Source organism: Wolbachia endosymbiont of Cantharis cryptica (assembly GCF_964277405.1).
Classification (GTDB): domain Bacteria; phylum Pseudomonadota; class Alphaproteobacteria; order Rickettsiales; family Anaplasmataceae; genus Wolbachia.
Window position 1 is genome coordinate 238,092 of sequence record NZ_OZ195521.1, and the last position, 16,948, is coordinate 255,039.

The 16,948-nt window shown below is 35.2% G+C and carries 18 protein-coding genes and 2 pseudogenes; 6 read left to right on the forward strand and 14 right to left on the reverse strand.

Annotation, left to right across the window (positions count from 1 at the left end):
* Nucleotides 1-7: 7 nt before the first annotated feature.
* The 4 genes from sucD to secB all read right to left on the reverse strand — a co-directional run bounded on the left by sucD (nucleotide 8) and on the right by secB (nucleotide 2,884).
* A complete protein-coding gene (gene sucD / locus ACICP6_RS01120; RefSeq protein WP_395463280.1) occupies nucleotides 8-886 on the reverse strand; it encodes a succinate--CoA ligase subunit alpha in 879 nt (292 codons plus the stop codon).
* Between the two features lie 3 nt (nucleotides 887-889).
* Entirely contained in the window at nucleotides 890-2,050 is a 1,161-nt protein-coding gene (gene sucC, locus ACICP6_RS01125; RefSeq protein WP_395463281.1) for an ADP-forming succinate--CoA ligase subunit beta, read from the reverse strand.
* 29 nt (nucleotides 2,051-2,079) lie between these two features.
* Nucleotides 2,080-2,280, reverse strand: coding sequence for a 30S ribosomal protein S21 (gene rpsU / locus ACICP6_RS01130; RefSeq protein WP_395463282.1), 201 nt, complete (start codon nucleotides 2,278-2,280; stop codon nucleotides 2,080-2,082).
* Between the two features lie 109 nt (nucleotides 2,281-2,389).
* Nucleotides 2,390-2,884, reverse strand: coding sequence for a protein-export chaperone SecB (gene secB / locus ACICP6_RS01135; RefSeq protein WP_395463283.1), 495 nt, complete (start codon nucleotides 2,882-2,884; stop codon nucleotides 2,390-2,392).
* A 167-nt stretch (nucleotides 2,885-3,051) separates the two neighbouring features.
* On the opposite strand from secB, the gene ACICP6_RS01140 reads away from it, so the two are divergent.
* From ACICP6_RS01140 to ACICP6_RS01150, 3 genes are read left to right on the forward strand one after another with little or no spacing between them, the layout of a single operon-like run.
* On the forward strand, nucleotides 3,052-3,687 hold the full coding sequence (locus tag ACICP6_RS01140) for a Tim44/TimA family putative adaptor protein (protein ID WP_395463284.1): 636 nt from the start codon (nucleotides 3,052-3,054) through the stop codon (nucleotides 3,685-3,687).
* Nucleotides 3,688-3,712: 25 nt separating this feature from the next.
* Nucleotides 3,713-4,420: a DNA polymerase III subunit epsilon gene (gene dnaQ / locus ACICP6_RS01145; protein WP_395463285.1), complete on the forward strand. Its 708-nt coding sequence runs from the start codon at nucleotides 3,713-3,715 to the stop codon at nucleotides 4,418-4,420.
* Nucleotides 4,421-4,452: 32 nt separating this feature from the next.
* Nucleotides 4,453-5,064 carry an SCO family protein gene (locus ACICP6_RS01150; RefSeq protein ID WP_395463286.1) on the forward strand — a complete coding sequence of 204 codons (612 nt, stop codon included), beginning with the start codon at nucleotides 4,453-4,455 and terminating at the stop codon, nucleotides 5,062-5,064.
* On the opposite strand, the gene ACICP6_RS01155 is transcribed toward ACICP6_RS01150, so the two are convergent.
* Nucleotides 5,061-5,852, reverse strand: a complete 792-nt coding sequence (locus ACICP6_RS01155; protein ID WP_395463287.1) for a uracil-DNA glycosylase family protein — start codon at nucleotides 5,850-5,852, stop codon at nucleotides 5,061-5,063. The genes ACICP6_RS01150 and ACICP6_RS01155 overlap by 4 nt on opposite strands.
* Complete coding sequence (gene def / locus ACICP6_RS01160) at nucleotides 5,842-6,381, reverse strand: peptide deformylase (protein ID WP_395463288.1); 540 nt, start codon at nucleotides 6,379-6,381, stop codon at nucleotides 5,842-5,844. The genes ACICP6_RS01155 and def overlap by 11 nt, the downstream gene beginning before the upstream one ends.
* A 138-nt stretch (nucleotides 6,382-6,519) precedes the next feature.
* On the opposite strand from def, the gene ftsA reads away from it, so the two are divergent.
* Both ftsA and ACICP6_RS01170 read left to right on the forward strand, forming a co-directional pair.
* Nucleotides 6,520-7,758 carry a cell division protein FtsA gene (ftsA, locus tag ACICP6_RS01165; protein ID WP_395463289.1) on the forward strand — a complete coding sequence of 413 codons (1,239 nt, stop codon included), beginning with the start codon at nucleotides 6,520-6,522 and terminating at the stop codon, nucleotides 7,756-7,758.
* A gap of 260 nt (nucleotides 7,759-8,018) precedes the next feature.
* A complete protein-coding gene (locus ACICP6_RS01170) occupies nucleotides 8,019-8,237 on the forward strand; it encodes a MazG-like family protein (protein WP_395463290.1) in 219 nt (72 codons plus the stop codon).
* Nucleotides 8,238-8,259: 22 nt separating this feature from the next.
* Here ACICP6_RS01170 and ACICP6_RS01175 read toward each other — a convergent pair whose 3' ends face one another.
* The 7 genes and pseudogenes from ACICP6_RS01175 to gltX all read right to left on the reverse strand — a co-directional run bounded on the left by ACICP6_RS01175 (nucleotide 8,260) and on the right by gltX (nucleotide 13,469).
* Entirely contained in the window at nucleotides 8,260-9,138 is an 879-nt protein-coding gene (locus tag ACICP6_RS01175; RefSeq protein ID WP_395463625.1) for an IS3 family transposase, read from the reverse strand.
* Nucleotides 9,139-9,152: 14 nt separating this feature from the next.
* Nucleotides 9,153-9,416: a transposase gene (locus tag ACICP6_RS01180; RefSeq protein ID WP_395462617.1), complete on the reverse strand. Its 264-nt coding sequence runs from the start codon at nucleotides 9,414-9,416 to the stop codon at nucleotides 9,153-9,155.
* Between the two features lie 136 nt (nucleotides 9,417-9,552).
* Complete coding sequence (locus ACICP6_RS01185) at nucleotides 9,553-9,825, reverse strand: transposase (RefSeq protein ID WP_395463291.1); 273 nt, start codon at nucleotides 9,823-9,825, stop codon at nucleotides 9,553-9,555.
* Nucleotides 9,826-10,179: 354 nt separating this feature from the next.
* Entirely contained in the window at nucleotides 10,180-10,335 is a 156-nt protein-coding gene (locus ACICP6_RS01190) for a hypothetical protein (RefSeq protein ID WP_395463292.1), read from the reverse strand.
* Nucleotides 10,336-10,412: 77 nt separating this feature from the next.
* Nucleotides 10,413-11,324 (reverse strand): annotated as a pseudogene (locus ACICP6_RS01195) (IS630 family transposase).
* Between the two features lie 83 nt (nucleotides 11,325-11,407).
* Nucleotides 11,408-12,022, reverse strand: a pseudogene (locus ACICP6_RS01200) (PDDEXK nuclease domain-containing protein); the annotation flags it as partial.
* Nucleotides 12,023-12,146: 124 nt separating this feature from the next.
* Entirely contained in the window at nucleotides 12,147-13,469 is a 1,323-nt protein-coding gene (gene gltX, locus ACICP6_RS01205) for a glutamate--tRNA ligase (protein WP_395463293.1), read from the reverse strand.
* Nucleotides 13,470-14,267: 798 nt separating this feature from the next.
* Between gltX and ACICP6_RS01210 the strand changes: the two genes are divergently transcribed.
* The gene (locus tag ACICP6_RS01210) at nucleotides 14,268-15,668 is read left to right on the forward strand and encodes a DnaJ domain-containing protein (RefSeq protein WP_395463294.1); all 1,401 of its coding nucleotides are present in this window, start codon (nucleotides 14,268-14,270) and stop codon (nucleotides 15,666-15,668) included.
* A 12-nt stretch (nucleotides 15,669-15,680) separates the two neighbouring features.
* Here the strand turns inward: ACICP6_RS01210 and ACICP6_RS01215 are convergent, their stop codons facing one another.
* Nucleotides 15,681-16,946, reverse strand: coding sequence for a protein TolB (locus tag ACICP6_RS01215; RefSeq protein WP_395463295.1), 1,266 nt, complete (start codon nucleotides 16,944-16,946; stop codon nucleotides 15,681-15,683).
* Nucleotides 16,947-16,948 lie beyond the last annotated feature (2 nt).

Consider the following 16,948-nt stretch of genomic DNA (forward strand, 5'->3'; position numbering starts at 1 on the left):
TATTTTTTTAACCTAATTCTACTACTTCCAAAACTTTTTTACCAATCACCGCAGGAGTCTCTGCAATTGCAATACCAGCACTTTTCATAACCTCTAGCTTTGCACCAGCGCTTCCTCCACTGGAAGAAATAATCGCCCCAGCGTGCCCCATGCGTCTCCCTGGAGGTGCTGTTTGGCCTGCTACAAATCCAACAATTGGCTTTTTAGTTTTTTCTGTTTTTACAAAATGTGCTACATCCTCTTCTTCGTTTCCACCTATTTCACCAATAACTACAATACCATGAGTATCATCGTCTTTTAAAAATAGCTCCATACAGTCAACAAATGTCATACCGTGAACAGGATCTCCTCCAATTCCAATACATGTTGACTGACCAAGGCCAACAGCAGTTGTTTGCGCTACTGCTTCATAAGTTAAAGTTCCAGAACGAGACATAATTCCTATATGTCCACGCTTGTGAATATGCCCTGGCATAATTCCTATTTTGCATTCTTCAGGTGTAATAATCCCCGGACAATTGGGTCCAATCAATCGACTTTTTGAACCAATAAGCGCACGCTTAACTTTCACCATGTCAAGTATAGGAATGCCCTCTGTAATACAAACTATCAACTCTATTTTTGCATCTATTGCTTCGAGTATTGCATCAGCAGCAAACTTGGCAGGCACATATATTACCGTGGCATTCGCATCAGTTTTCTCTTTAGCTTCTGCTACAGTATTAAAAACTGGTAAATTAAGGTGAGTGCTTCCACCCTTTCTGGGAGTTACACCGCCAACCATTTTTGTCCCGTAGCTAATAGCTTGCTCTGAATGAAATGTACCTTGTGCACCAGTAAAACCCTGGCATATTAATCTTGTATCTTTGCTTACTAAAATGGACATGCCTTATTCTACCTCTTTTACTATCTTTTGTGCAGCTTCGTCAAGTTCATCTGCAGCAATAATATTTAATCCTGATTTTTCTAAGATTCTTTTTCCTTCTTCAAAATTAGTACCCGATAATCTAACCACTAGAGGAACCTTAATGCTCATTTCTTTTGCAGCTTCAACAATTCCACTTGCAATAATATCACAACGCATTATACCACCAAATATGTTAACCAAAATTCCTCTTACATTACTATCAGACAATATGATTTTAAATGCTTCAGTTACAGTCTCTTTACTTGCTCCACCGCCAACATCCAAAAAGTTGGCAGGTTCTGCTCCGTAGTATTTTATTATATCCATTGTCGCCATAGCAAGACCTGCACCGTTTACCATGCAACCAATACTGCCATCCATCTTTATATAACTTAATCCATACTTTAAAGCTTCTATCTCTTCTTTTACTTCTTCATCATAATCACGGAGTTCTACAATCTCCGGATGACGGTATAAAGCATTGTCATCAAAATTAATTTTAGCATCGAGTGCAATAAAATCTCCAGAATTTGTTTCAACTAGTGGGTTGATTTCAATTTGGCTTGCGTCAGTTGCAATAAATGCATCATATATATTTTTTGCAACATTCGTTATTTTTTCTGTTTGCTCTAGGCTTAAATTAAAACTGCCGCTTAATTTGCTGTTATCAAAACTTGCAAAACCAACAGCATAATCAATATCAAATTTCACAATTTTTGTAGGAGAACTTTTCGCCACTTCTTCAATATCCATTCCACCTTCTGAGGAGAATATGAATGTTGGCCTACTTAACTTTGGATCGACTACTATACTTAAGTAATACTCTTTTTTAATGCTTGAGCCTTCTTCAATGTATACTCTTTTTACTTGTTGCCCATTTGGTCCTGTTTGGTGAGTAACTAAAGTCATGCCAAGCATGCCCTTTACAAATTGTTGAGCTTCTTCAGCTGACTTTGCTAGCTTTACACCACCAGCTTTACCCCTACCACCTGCATGAATTTGAGCTTTCACTACAAATACGTCAGACTTCAATTGATTTATTTGAGTCTCTACTCCTTCTGCAGACACAGCAACAAAACCTTTTGGCACTGGGACATTAAATTTATGCAAAATCTCTTTTGCTTGATATTCGTGAATATTCATAAAACAACCAATGATAAACTATTAAAAAATTACCAACCGTAACGCTGTCTTCTGCCCTCTTGTTGGCGCCTCTTTTTTTTAGCTTCAGCTTTCTTTTTAGCTCTTTTTTCTGATTTTTTTTCATGATATTGTTTTTTCATTTTCACCCCTCTTCCTTCTTTTTGAATTGTTTTTTTCAATACTGGAAAAGCTCTATCTACATCACCATAATGAACTGATACTTCAATCAAACTTTATACCTCCTTCGGTAATCATCTTAAGAGTCTACTTATAAATTAGAAAATTAACATTGTCAACGAATTACTTGACCTTTACAAGGATGACAAGAATAGTGCCGTGTCAGTTGAAATTCTCATTGCTCACAGTACTTTTTTGTTGTTGACTTTGCTGCTTATACATAACTTCGAAATCTATAGGATCTAGCATAAGCGGAGGAAATCCACCACTACTTGTAACCCTTGCAATTATTTCTCTTGCAAAAGGGAAAAGAAAAGTAGGTCCACCAATAAATAAAGCTTGCCTTACCTCTTCTTCACTCAACTCTTTAAAATTTTCTATTGAAAAAATACCGCAATATTTCGTCTCACAAATGAAAGCTACGCCATCTTTTATGTCTTCATCTTTTACCGTTGCTTTGACTTCTATATGCAAAGTAATTTCATGGAAAGATTTTTCTTCATCCTTTCCTTCTTTATTTTCAGCTCCTTCCAATCTCACTGAATTGATATTAACCATTACATTAATATTGGGAGCTTTACTCGAAGAAAGGAATAGTGAATTCGGATTTTCAAACGATAGGTCTTTAATATATTGACCATGAATTCTCAGTGACATTTCTTACGTCCCCCTATAATTAAGTTGAAGTATTTAATACTTTCTTGTACAATATACCCATTTATAAGTGAATAGCAAACCTAATTATAGATTGATATAGGATAAGCACGTTTTCATTAATAATTAATAATGTTCAGATATTTTGTATGCTAAGGAGTTGAGTTACTATGATAGAGCTTGTAATATATGCTTTATTAGCAGCGTTCGTTTTTTCACGTTTGTATAATTCTTTAGGAAAGTCAACAAATCTCAACCTAAAAAAACTGACTAACGTACTGGATAGAAGCCAAAGTAGAGAAGATGTGGTGGAAAATATTGAAGATTACATTGATAGCAACAACAAAAATTCAATAAAAGCTACTTATGAACAAATATTACAAAAAAACAAAGATTTCTCCATTTTCCATTTTATGGAAGGTGCAAGTATAGCTTTCGAGTTAATAATAAAGTGTTTCAACCAAGGAAATTTGTCCCAGTTAAAATCTCTCTTGGATAAAGATTTATATAACAATTTTGCAGAGAAGATTAAACATCGTAAAGAGGTGCACGAATCTATAATTGTTTCAATCATTTCACAAAAGGTTTTAGAAATAAAACTAGTAAAAAACGTAGTGTTTATTGCAGTACATTTCCTTTCAGAGCAAATTAATTTTGTTAAAAATGACAAAGGAGACATTACATCAGGTAGCACATCTACTATTAATAAAATTGAGGATGTGTGGCAATTCAAAAAGAGTGTTACTTCATCGAACCCAAGCTGGTTGCTTGTTTCTATTAACTATAAAAAGACAAATGGCAAGTAAGATTAGTTTTATTTGACAATTGATTATGGAAGATAAACTGCGTGAGATAGTACTTGATACTGAAACAACCGGTCTTGACACTGAATCTGGTCATCGAATTATTGAAATAGGATGTGTGGAATTAATTAACCGTATCCCAACAGGCAAAGTATTCCATCGGTACCTTAATCCAGAAAGAGATATACCTTACCACTCATTTAAGATTCACGGCATTAGTGAAGAATTTTTAGAAGATAAACCATTATTTTCAGATGTTGTACTTGAATTTCTTGACTTTATATCCAGCGATATTTTGATAATTCACAACGCTAAATTTGATGTTAAGTTCCTTAATATGGAGTTAGGCAAACTGAACGCTGGGTTAATTTCTTCAGACAGAGTGCTAGATACATTACTACTTGCGAGAAAAAAGTTTGTAGGATCACCTGTTTCTTTAAGTGCATTATGTGGGCGTTTTGGTATATCGTTGGATGATAGAGAATTGCATGGAGCACTAATTGATGCTCAGTTGCTTGCAAAGGTATATGTTGAGCTTACAGGGGGACTACAAACTTTTCTGTTTGATAATGAGTGTGAGCAGGATAATGACTCTACATTTATTCAGCATAAAATACGTAATTTAATTCGCAGGAAACATTTACCAAGCAATGAAGAAATTAATGAGCATAGGAAACTGTTAGATAAAATTAACAATCCACTTTGGAAAAAATATATTGAACAAGTCAATGAATAAAGATATGATCTTATTTTACTCAAGGCTTTTTAATGATAAGTTTTGTAAGGTTATTATCTAGTCTACTAGTAGCATTAGCAGTTATTTTTTTAGGTTATTGTTATTTCACTAAAAAAGGCATATTTGCTCCAGCGGCGATTCACAACGCGGAAGTTAAGATAGGAGGAGATTTTTCTTTGATTAACCAAGACGGGCAGGTCATACGCAGTGGTGACTTTAAAGATCAATATATGATGATTTTTTTCGGATTTTCTTCATGTAAAAAGATTTGCCCCATGAATCTTGGAATAATTTCAGAAACACTTGCAAAGCTAGATGAGAAAACCAATAACAAGCTACAAACATTTTTCATAACAATTGACCCTGAACGCGATAACACGGAAAAACTTAAAGAATTTCAGCAGCAGTTTGACCATAGAATACAAATGTTAACTGGTGAAAGAGAAAAGATAGACGAGGTAATTGCAAATTATAAAGTATACGCCAGCAAAGTTGGTGGAGAAGAGGAAATAAACCATTCTTCAATAATATATCTTATTGGCCCCGGGGGAAAATATGTTACACACTTTGCAGCTAACTTAAATTCGAATGAAAGTCAATCTGATAAGATTGCAGTTGAAATTAAGAAATATATACAATACTAGACGTTCGTACAGTTATGAGTATTATCAAGATATTCTCTAATCTTTTTTAAATCTTCCCAAGCTAAACGTTTTTGCATTGGTTGACGAAGTAGGTAAGCTGGATGAAATATAGCAGATGTAGTAATTGAATGAGATAAGTATTGGTTAGTATACGTGTGAAACCTGCCACGCAAGGTTGATATAGTTTTTGTATTATCAAGAAGACTATAACACGCAATCCCTCCAACCAGAATTAAAATCTGTGGTGAAACCAGTGCAATATGCTTCTCTACAAATGGTCTGCACATGTCAAGCTCTAGGTCGGTTGGCTTTCTATTACCAGGCGGACGCCAAAATACAGTATTGCTTATGTATACTTTAGTGCGATCAAGATTAATTGCACTTAACATTTTATCAAGCAACATTCCGCTTGCACCACAAAACGGTATGCCTTGAAGATCTTCGTTTGCTCCTGGAGCTTCACCAACGAGCATAATCTTTGCGTTTGGATTACCATCGGAAAAAACAGTATTAGTTGCAGTTTTTTTTATCTCACAGCCTTCAAATGACTTCACTACACTTCTTAGTTCATCCACACTATTACATTTGCTTGCGAGTTTTCTTGCTTCAATGATCCAGTCACTTGGAAACATGGATTGCTGCTCTTTTTTCTCGACTTCAGCTCGGACGATAGGGTGCTCGTTATCTTTCTCGTTTGCTGCTTTTTGTTCCTCTTCACCTTCTGTTAGCATACAATCAATGCCCACTTCATGGTAAAATTTTAATAATTCTAGATCTTCATTGCTCATAGTGCCTCTTCACCTTCTGTGCTTTTTTCATGGCCATATCATACTTCAATTTAGATAAATGTCTAATGTATAATATACCATTTAAGTGATCTAATTCATGCTGAATACATCTTGCAAGCCAACCACTAGCCTTTAGTGTTTGTTCCTCGTTATTTAAGTCTTTATATTTTACAGTTAAATACTTTGGACGCTTAATTTCATGGCTTTGCTCTGGGATTGAAAGGCATCCTTCTTTGAGAATGACTTGTTCATCGGATAGTTCTGTAATTTCAGGATTAATCATGCAAAATTTGCCAATCGATTCATATCCTGCTAGTTCATCTTCAGTTTTTTCTGGCTGAATATCCATGACAAAAACTCTCTTTAGCACTCCAACTTGCACTGCAGCAAGACCAAGCCCTTCTGCATCGTACATAGTTTCGAACATGTCGTTTACTAATTCTTTAATTTTATCGTTTATATCTGTTACTTCACTGGCACGTGTGATTAGTCTTTCATCAGGAGCAATTACAATTGGTAATATAGACATAAAAATTATAATTCTATGTTTTGCTTTTCCTTTTGTCCAGAATTTAGTGTATATTAAAATGTTGCTATATCTATAATAGAAATATAAATTATTGAAGAAAGCTACAATTTAAATGAAATTGCGTAATAAGGTTAACTAATGTACTCTGCAGTAATAGCAAAACCAAAGAGAAACGTTTTTGCTGTTTTAGACATAGGTACAACAAAGATTATTTGTCTAATCGTTAAGATAAATGGCAACTTCAGCTATAAAATAACAGGAACGGGTTATAAGATTGCAGAAGGTATAAACGGTGGATCGATAACTGATGTAAAACATGCAAATTACTCTATTTCATCAACTATAGGTTTAGCCGAGCAAGTATCAGAAGAAACTATAGACCAGATATATGTTAATATTGCTGGATGTAGCCTCTCATCTTTTAATGTGCATAATGAAATTATTGCAGCTAATCATGAAATTTCTGACCGAGATATAAAGCGTGTAGTTTTTCAAACGTTTGAGAAATATATTGAAGAAAATGTTATCATTCACAATATACCACTAAAATATCACTTAGATGACATGACTGATATAAAGGAGGTCAGTGGATTATATGGAAAAAGATTATCCACTGATGTTAATGTTGTTACTGCTTCGCGTCCAGCGCTTACCAACATTGAAAATTGTATAACCAACAGTAATGGGATAAATATGGCTGGTTGCATTGCTTCTGCATATTCTGCTGGTCTTGCCTGTCTGAGTGAAGACGAAAAAGAGCTTGGAACTGCTATTGTTGATATAGGGGGTGGGTGTACTGCAATTGGAATTTTCAAAAGAGGCAAACTTATACATGCAAGCAGCATTCCGATTGGTGGTGTCCATATCACTCGAGATATCGCTTATCGACTATGCACAAGTATAGAACATGCGGAACGCATAAAAATACTGTATGGTAGCACTATTGTGACTTCAATAGATGAGAACGAATATATTACAGTGCAAAATAATGAAAATGATGAACCGATTCAAGTGCTCAAGTCTGAGCTTGTTGACGTCATAAGACCTAGGGTTGAGGAAATGCTTGAACTGATAAGAGAGCAATTTCGGGAGCAAAAAGATCCAATTAATAAAGTAGTTATCACAGGTGGCACTAGTCAGTTGGCGAGCATGAAAGAGATTGCTAGCTATATATTCAATAAACAAGTCCGTATTGGACGTCCCGAATCTTGCAGTGGTCTTGATGGCGAATACGATAAAAATCCTGTATTTTCTGCTGCTATAGGCTCTATAAAGCTAATAGTTGACACTTTTTATAAAAATAACTCTGGAATGCTCGGTCAAGATGGTAAAATAAGTAAATTGTACCATTGGGTCAAATCAAAAGTTACAGTTTAGTTTTACTGAATGAAATTCTTATATTCATCAAAGGAAACATTATTTCAAGATTAATAAATTGGTTCGTGACCATACACCTGAAATTACGCGTCCCCATGGAATTATTAGACCTCTTGCAGAACCTGTTTGTGATGAGAAATTTTTAGGAAAAGTGCACCACAGAATACTCGAATGTATTTGAGGAGCGCAGACAAGCTTTGACGACAAAATTGCCTTCAGAAATCAATTTATGCAAGAGGTCTATTGTTTATGAGAGGGTGATGGAAAAAGATGAATACATTGAACGTCTCAAAGATAAACTTTTAGAAGAAGCAAAGGAGGTTATTGCCTCTAAAACTCCAGATGAAAACCTTGAAGAGTTAGCTGATTTACTTGAGGTCATACATACATTAGGCAAAGAAAGTGGACTATCAATAGAACAAATTGAAGAGAAGCGTATCTCTAAAAAACAAGAGAGTGACCTTACCCAGAAAAAGTAGAGAGGAAGTTAAGCCATTTTTATTATGAAAATGATGAATCAAATTTCTCAGGAATGCAATAATTAATAGTAGAATGTCTACGCTGTTTGTTATAAAAAATTTCTATGTACTCAAATATAGCAGTTCTAGTTTGCTGAGCAGAGTGTTGCGAAGTATCAATAAGAAGCTCCCGTTTGAGTGAGCTGAAAAAGCTTTCAACAACAGAGTTGTCATAACAACAGCCTGTGTGACTCATGCTGGAAATGATGTTTTTTGTGTTCAGCAAAAACTGATAATTTTTAGAGGTATATTGTGAACCTTGATCACTATGAAATAGCAGATCTTTGGCTGGTTTGCGCTTATCAACAGCCATCAATAAAGCATCTATAACTAATCGCTTAGTTATTGTACTACTCATTGACCAGCCAACTACCATACGTGAATATAGATCAATTATTGCTGCCAAATATAGCCATCCATCCTTAGTTTTTATGTATGTAATATCAGTTACCCATACTTTATTTGGCTGACTAGTAGTAAAGTTTTGGTCCAATATATTGGGAGTTATAACCCTATTGTCAGTCTGCTGTTTTTTGCTTTTGAATCTTCGCCTCAGTCTAGCTTGAATACCATTTTTTTGCATGATATCCTGCACTGTTTTGATGTTGCAATTTTTACCTAAAGCCTTTAGTTCAGCATGAATCTTAGGTGCCCCATATCTACAATTAGATGCTTGGTATATTTTTTGAATGTCTGCTAGAAGCTGCTCCCTTGTTAATTCTTTGCTGCTTTTCTTCTTACTAGTCCATTTGTAGTAGCCGCTAGCAGATACTTTCAAAATCCTGCATAACTCCTGTACTTTATAGTAGTTTCCATGCTTTTTGATAAATAAATATTTTACTCTTTGTGACTTGCAAAATATCCCAGGGCTTTTTTTTAAATGTCTCTTTCTCTAGTAACTCTTGTTAGTTCTTTCTTTAATTCAAACTTTTCTTTATCACATGGTGCCAACTTTCCCTTACCAGGAAATGCTTCTTCTATTGATCCTTTTTCGTTATATTTTTTTATCCAGTCACTTAGTGTACTGTTATCTATTCCTAAATCTTTAGCTATTTTGCTTGCTGACTGCCCCGTTTCCTTTACCAACTTTATTGCCTCTAATTTAAATTCCACTGTGTAATTTTTTCTGTTCTTTACCATAATAAGCCCTCATAATCATGTTTTATTTTACTTCAAAAATGGCTTAACTTCCTCTCTACTTTTTCTGGGTAAGGTCAGAGAGGTGGTTTTGAGAATCGTATCTACAATACTTACATTGAGGTGAATCCTAAGAGCATCAATTACTATAGCTAACCCAAGCAAGGTTTCCCCGAGTGCTGAAAACAAAATCAATAGCCGAATTGATATCGGGCCAAAAGTTCTGCAGAGCTTTTCTTATGGCATGTTTGATGGCAAACCATAACTTTTCAATTGGATTTAAATCCGGCGAATATGGAGGCAAAAATAAAACTTTGCATCCAGCATTTTCAATTAATTTCCTCGTTTTTTCAGACTTATGAAAGCTCGCATTGTCAAGAATCATTGTCTGTCCTGGTATCAGTATTGGCACAAGTCAACATAAGCCTCAAAAAGCTCGCTGTTGCTCAAATACCCACGGTGCCTTAACTTTCCTTTCACCAAGTGCTCCAATTATGCTGATCCTTTTTCTTTTGAATCCAGGCAAATAACCTTTTCCCCTTTTTAGCCCATCCATATTCATAAAATTCGTTATCTTCTATACCTGATTCATCTATGAATACTAAATTTTCTTCATTTATTTCTGCTACCTTTTGTATGAATTCCTTTCGTTTTCCTTCATCCCTTTCCTGGTAAAGAAAAGTTTTTTTTATACGTATAGTTCACTTTTTTAAGGTAGTTATATACTGTGTCTTTGCACATATTGCCAAATTTTTCAATTATCTTTTCAGCTCTGATTTCCATCTAGAAATTCGACAAAGCTATCTAAGTCTTTAATTTTATGACTATGCCCCTTTTGATAACCTGAAGATGGTTTTATGCTTCCTGTTTCTTCTCTTCTTTTCCTCCACCAATATATTGTTTTTCTATCAATTTTGAACATCTTCCTCCATACTCATTTTTTTCTCATCTACTACTTTCAAAACACGTTCCCTCAGATCCTCATACCAATTCTCATTACTAATGAATCAAATAAGTAACACAGCAGAGTTTTTTAATTATGGAGTGAGAAAGAGAGGCAATAAATTTACACAAAGCGCTCTCAAGCAGAGCAATTGTATCGTAGATTTTATTGCGCAAAATGTTCTGTTTTATATATAACCAAAACCTCTCAACAGTCAGGTGAGTATGGTGGTAGGTATATAATGTCGATATTTTTAGGTACCTTTAAATTTTTTCCAACTAGCACAATCCATGATAAGAAAAGTCTCTCTTGTTCCTAAATATTGCGACATCTGCTCAAGGAATACAATCAGTATTGACGTTTGAGCTAGAACTCTCTCCATTTCTAGTGCACTATAGAGATAAAAATTTTGCCTACCTCTTAACCTGTGTCCTAATGCCTTTTTTCGTGTCCAATCTTTGAATGTGCGCCAAACCGCGATTCATCGAAGAAAAATAGCTCTTTTTCAGGATACATGACAATAGTTTCATTGAGATTTTTTTTTAAATTCCTCTTGTTTGCTTTTATCTTGCGCATTATGCACTGGCCTTGGTGTAATGTACGAAAACTTCATTCTTTGCATATTACGGTGTACTGTAGACTTGCTAAACCAAATTTTTCCTGGATTCTTATTCTCATTTCTTTAATAGCAATATTGGGGTTTTCCTCTATCCACACCTCAATTTGTTCAAGTTGACTTTGATTCAATATAGTTTTTCTACGGCGTTGAGGTGAATTTTTCTTCTCTTCCAAATTTTAGGTCATGCAGTAAGTGCCTTCCTTGAAATGCAACATATTTTTGCTACATACTGTGCTTTCTTGCTGCAATTACAGCATTTAGTTTTTTTGCAACATATGCGTTATTTCTTACTTTCTTCAGCATTATTTTTGCTCACTTTTTCATCCAATAATTTTGATTTTAATGCCATTTAAACCTCGCTATTTTACTTACTTCAGTATGGCTTTTTTTCCATTATTGTCTATACGTTACTTGTGTAGCGGGAATTGGTATTAGCTCTAGCAGGAACTTCTCCATATGCTTTACAAGCCCTTTTTCCACTTCTCTCTCATGAGCATCTTTGCCTATACTTAAAAAATCAAAAATATATGGGTCTTTTAATGTATAATGTGCTAGATCTGATTGGAAAGATGGTAGCTTATCTTTAAAATTGGTAATTGCTTTTCCCTGACGTTTATGTAACCCTCGCTCCATCTGCATCACCATAATATTACGTGACCAGCCGTGTTCTATAGCTTTTTGAAAGTAGAAAAGTCTCTCTTGTGAGTCTTTTATCTTATCGATAATCACTACAATATGAAACCAAGGCAATTGTGCAGCAACCTGCTGCACAAATTCAACATCAGTTCAGCAAACTTACGCATATATTTCAGATTTCTCGTACTAAAACCTTGCATTTCTGGAAATGCGCTTTTTAAATTCTTACTTAATTGATCAATAACTTTTGCTCCCCAACCGTGTTCTTTTCGGCGTTTTAAGATCTCTATACCAATATAGTGGTAAAGCAAAATAAGCTACCGCAAGCGCTGCTTTATAACGGCTTGTTGCAATACGATCCTTTAGCTGCTCTAAAAATTCCGTATATTCTTTTCCTATAATTTTTGCCACTCATTATCCTTTAAATAGTTCTCACCTTCCTTTATTCGTCGAAAAAACCCTTTCACTTGCCTGAAACCTTAAGTTGTAGTAGTTTAGACTTCCTTATATGAATCACACATGCCTAACTTGGCTATCAATACTCCTTCAGCCTTGCAATGATATTTTCTTTGCCGATAAAAATTAATAATTTAGCGAGTTCTGGGCCTGTTTTTGTGCCTGTCAGGGCTAAACGCAATTGCATAAATAGGTCTTTTGCCTTTATATCCACTGTCTGTCGAATAGCTTTGACCCACTCTGACAATGTGTTTTCATTGCAATCACCTTGAGGCAGTGCATTGAGCGCGACTTTTATAAACTCCTTATCAAGAACCACAGGCTCTGTATTGGATTTGCATATTTGCCACCACTTAGCCACCTCCGAAAATCTTTCTATATTGTTCCTTATAAAATACCAAAATTCTTTAGAGTTTACCCCAATTTGGTTTAAACGTTCTTTTACCGCCTCAAATGGCATTTGTTGCAGAACTTTGCTATTTAGCTTATATACTTCACTCAAGCTAAATTGTGTGGATGCTGAACTAAATTTTTTAATGTCAAATGAGTCAATCAAAGATTGCATGTCAACATGAGCTTCAATTGGATTGGATGTTCCAAGCTTCGCTAAATAACTAGTTAGCGCCATTGGTTCAATCTTATCTTCTTTTATAGATTTGATATCCAGCCCACCTTTTCGTTTCGATATCTTATTATCATCAAAATGTAGCAGAGGAAGGTGAGCAAACATAGGAACTTTCGCTTTTAATGCCTGAATCATTTGTATCTGTACTGCAGTGTTAGTCACATGATCTTCCCCGCGTACAACATGGGTTACATTAAAGTCAACATCATCAATAACAGAGGGTAACATGTATGTATAAATTCCATCTTCTCTTTTTACCACGGGGTCACTGATGCTGCTGGTTGCAATATTTATTTCACCTTTAACTTCATCATTCCATTTAACAATTTCATTTCTATCCAACTTAAATCTAAAATGTGGTCTTCGCCCTTCTTGCTCATAACGAGTTTTTTCTTGCTCAGTTAGAAGTAAAGCGCCTCTATCATAAACAGGAGGAAGTCCCTGTTTTAACTGCAATTTTCGCTTAATGTCTAACTCTTCTCTTGTTTCATAGCATGCATAAATATGTCCTTCTTTTATTAACTGCAAAAACACCTCGTTGTAACGCTCAAAGCGCTCTGATTGCTTAAAACTTGCATCCCAATCTATACCAATCCATTTCAAGTCTTGTATAATGCTATCTATGTATTTGATGTCTGAACGCTGAAGGTCAGTATCGTCGAAACGAAGTAGAAACTTCCCGTTTTGATTACGTGTGTACATCCAGCAAACTAGGGCAGTTCGTACGTTTCCTACATGAAGATAGCCAGTTGGGCTTGGAGCGAATCTTGTTAACATTTATTTTGTGGCTCTGATTTTTTTAATTCTATATGAATACGTGGCTAAAGCAAGGTCTGTTGTAGCCAAAGTAATTTGGATTACGCAATTGCTTGTAGACCGGAAAAGGGTGTCATCCAACTGGCATAAAAATCACTTGACAAACTCCGCCAATCCTCTTACCATGGAAGTGAAGCTATTGTATTTGCTTTCGCCAATCTGCAGATTAAAAGGTAAGGATTACTTAATGTATCGGCGTCTTATGTTCAATTTTTTGCAGTACATAGGTACTGTATGTCTTTACAAAACTTCATCTACATCTAGGTTTTTACCTAAATAAGCTGAACGCGCTTACAAAGCGTTACAAGACATCAAAAAATGCCAATACTCGACAGAGATAGTAAAGGACTAGCTAACTCGGGTTTTCTTTGTCTTTTTTTCTGCTTGGTAAACTTCTTAAACACTTGCAGCGTAGGTTAGTAGCGATTAAAAGCGGCTGAATCTCTCTTGTCAGGGGTTTAAAACATAAAAAACGCCAGTACTTTAAAGCGGATAATAATCACAGGGTTTCTTTTGCCTTTTTTTTGCTTGGTAAATTTCTTAATGTTTGTAGCTAAAGCAATTTAAGAGCCCGTGAAGGGTAGCGCGTGACGCTGGAATGACATCATAGGGGCACTGGATAGGGAGCCATAAAGTGAAATGAAGATACAAGTTTGCTTCTTGGTGAAGTAAGAAATTAGTTCTCATTTTTTACTTTGGTTTCTTGAGTGAATTTGCTAGAATAATAACATATTACGTTAATTTAGCCAAGGGGGAGATATGGTTCCAAAAACACATGAAGATGAATTTAAAGTACTAGGATTACCAGAAGGCGCAAGCACAGAAGATATTAAGAAGGCATATTACAAGCTTGCATTGAAATGGCATCCTGACAGATGGTCAGATAAAAGCCAAGAAGAGCAAAAGACAGCAACAGAAAAGTTTAAGGAAATATCAGTAGCATATGAAATATTAACAGGCGAGATCAAGGAAGAATTTATTAGCAAACAGCATAATGATGATTGGGTTGATCAATTAGCTGAATATTTTAAAAACCGGGCAAAAGAACTCCGTAAAGAATGCTATGGTTCAAATTTAAGTGGAGAAGAGGTTGATTTATTTGGGGCTCTTGACAATAGAGATCTAGCCAAAACAAAAGCTTTGTTAGGAAAAGTTCAAAACATTAACGTACAAACCAAACCTTTTAATATGTGGACTGGAAAGTCAATATTGCACTATATTGTAGAAAATTCTTGTAATTATCCTGAATCTGGTTGGAGAGAACTCCTCGAAGAAGTTTTATCAAAGTATAGCGCTAACAATTCAACACCAGCTCATAATAGCAGTGTCGAGCCATGTTCACAACTTAACATAATAGATGTTAATATTTGGGAAGATGCTGGCACTCCTTTGCATGTTGCATGTGAGCTAGGTAACCTTAATGTTATAAGTATGCTTCTAAAATACAGAGCAGATCCTAATGCACATCGTAACTTGAAATATACACCACTGTATTACGCTCTAAGAAAAAGCAAAAATGATGTTGCTAAGGTACTGTTTGAACAAGGTGCTAAAATTGACGTAGGTTATGTAGAAGAAAAGTTAATTATAAGCGATATTACAAAATATAGTCAGAGTACAGTAGAAACGCTTTTATCGCATGCATCTGATGTGCAAAAAAGTAGGATATTACAGTGTATTGTTCTCAGTGAGGATGAGGAAACTGACCATAATATTAAAATTATAAAATCACTATTGGAGGCAGGCGCTGATCCTAAGTTTTGTGATACAGAAACAATGTTTGTGAATGTCAGTGCATCATATTGGGCCGAGTCAAAAGGGAAAAGCAAGCTTATAAACTTATTTAATGAGCACAAAGAAAACGCTATTAACAATAATTTACATTGTGTTCAGCTACCTACAACAGATAATACAAAACGTAATTCTCCACAAAAACAATCTTCAGGAATTTCCCCAAGAGTTATAGGCTTAGCATTATTATTCAGTGCTATAGGAGCTACATTGGCTGCAATGACTGAAATTGCTGCTATTGGGGTGATTGCAACTGCCGTATTATCAGGAATTGTTGGTGCTCTAGTAGGTGGCGTAGCGGGATATCTTGTTGATGTGGCAGTAAATCAATGCTGTGGTAACACAGTTAATCAGCAACCTGTAGCTTAGTAGGTACCTATTTCAAAAGTAAGACCAATCTGGTAAATAGGCATTTGTGGGGGTAGAAACCATTTTTTGATTTTTCTTTACTAAATCTACTAAATATAATTTAGAGTTGCTCAGTGATTCTGTTTTTGTAAAAATGATTCCTCTACCATTTGGTAGCCATGCTGGAGATTCAATTTTATGTCCCTCTGAAAGCAGACGTTCTTCTTTGCCATCTGGTTTCATAACTCCTATGTAAAATTTCCCCAACTGGATCTTTGTAAAAGCTATAAGATCCCCTTTTGGCGACCAAACAGGCGTAGCATATTTTCCATTTCCAAAACTAATTCTCTTAGGTTTTTTACTTTTTTTAGTAAAATCAATGATGTATAATTGCTGACTTCCACTTATATCAGAACTAAAAACAATGTATTTCTGATCTGGAGAAAAAGAAGGAGAAGTGCTTATCGCTGAACTTTTAGTAATTTTTTTCGTGCGTTTACTATTTAAATCTAAAGATAATATATTCGTTTCACCATTAGATGAGTGAGAGATTAAAAGAGATTTACCATCAGGAGAAAATCTCGGAGCAGAAATAACTCCTTCAAATACGTTAACTATTGATTCCGTATTGTCTTTCAAATTCTTCAATATTATGTAGCTTCTGCCATCCAGATATGAGATATAAACTATACTCTCCCCATTCGGCGAAAACCTCGGTGTTGACACAAATTGATCGCCGTTTGTTAAGTATTTTATATCACTTCCATCTTGATTCATAACAGCGATTTTGCGTATGGATTTGTAATCACTATCTTTCTCTTCGGCAATGTACGCTATTTTTGTGTTAAAATGCCCCTTCTCACCAATTAATCTATCATGTATCGCATCTGAAATAAGATGGCCAATTTTTCTCCAGTCTTTTGCTGGAAAAACAACTGACTGAGTAAATAACTCCCTTTTTGTAAAAGTATCAAACAAATGAAATGATAGCTCTAATGCTCTACTTGATACTTCGCTTAAACTTACTGTAACTAGTGTATCGCTTTTCCAAGGTTTGGACGATGTAGTTTCCGTGCCACGTTTTACATAAAATAAGCCACAATTGGATAAATTTGTCTCAATTATTTTTGTAATGCTTTCGCTTAATTCACTTTCTAACTCTGTCTTACACGCACACTGAGATACAACAAGATTGATATTACCAACACTGTTCTTTTTTACGTCAACATATAAAGCAGCTTTAGTAAAATAAGGAATAAATAACGAAAGAAGTAATATTAGCCGAACGAGCAACTTCATTC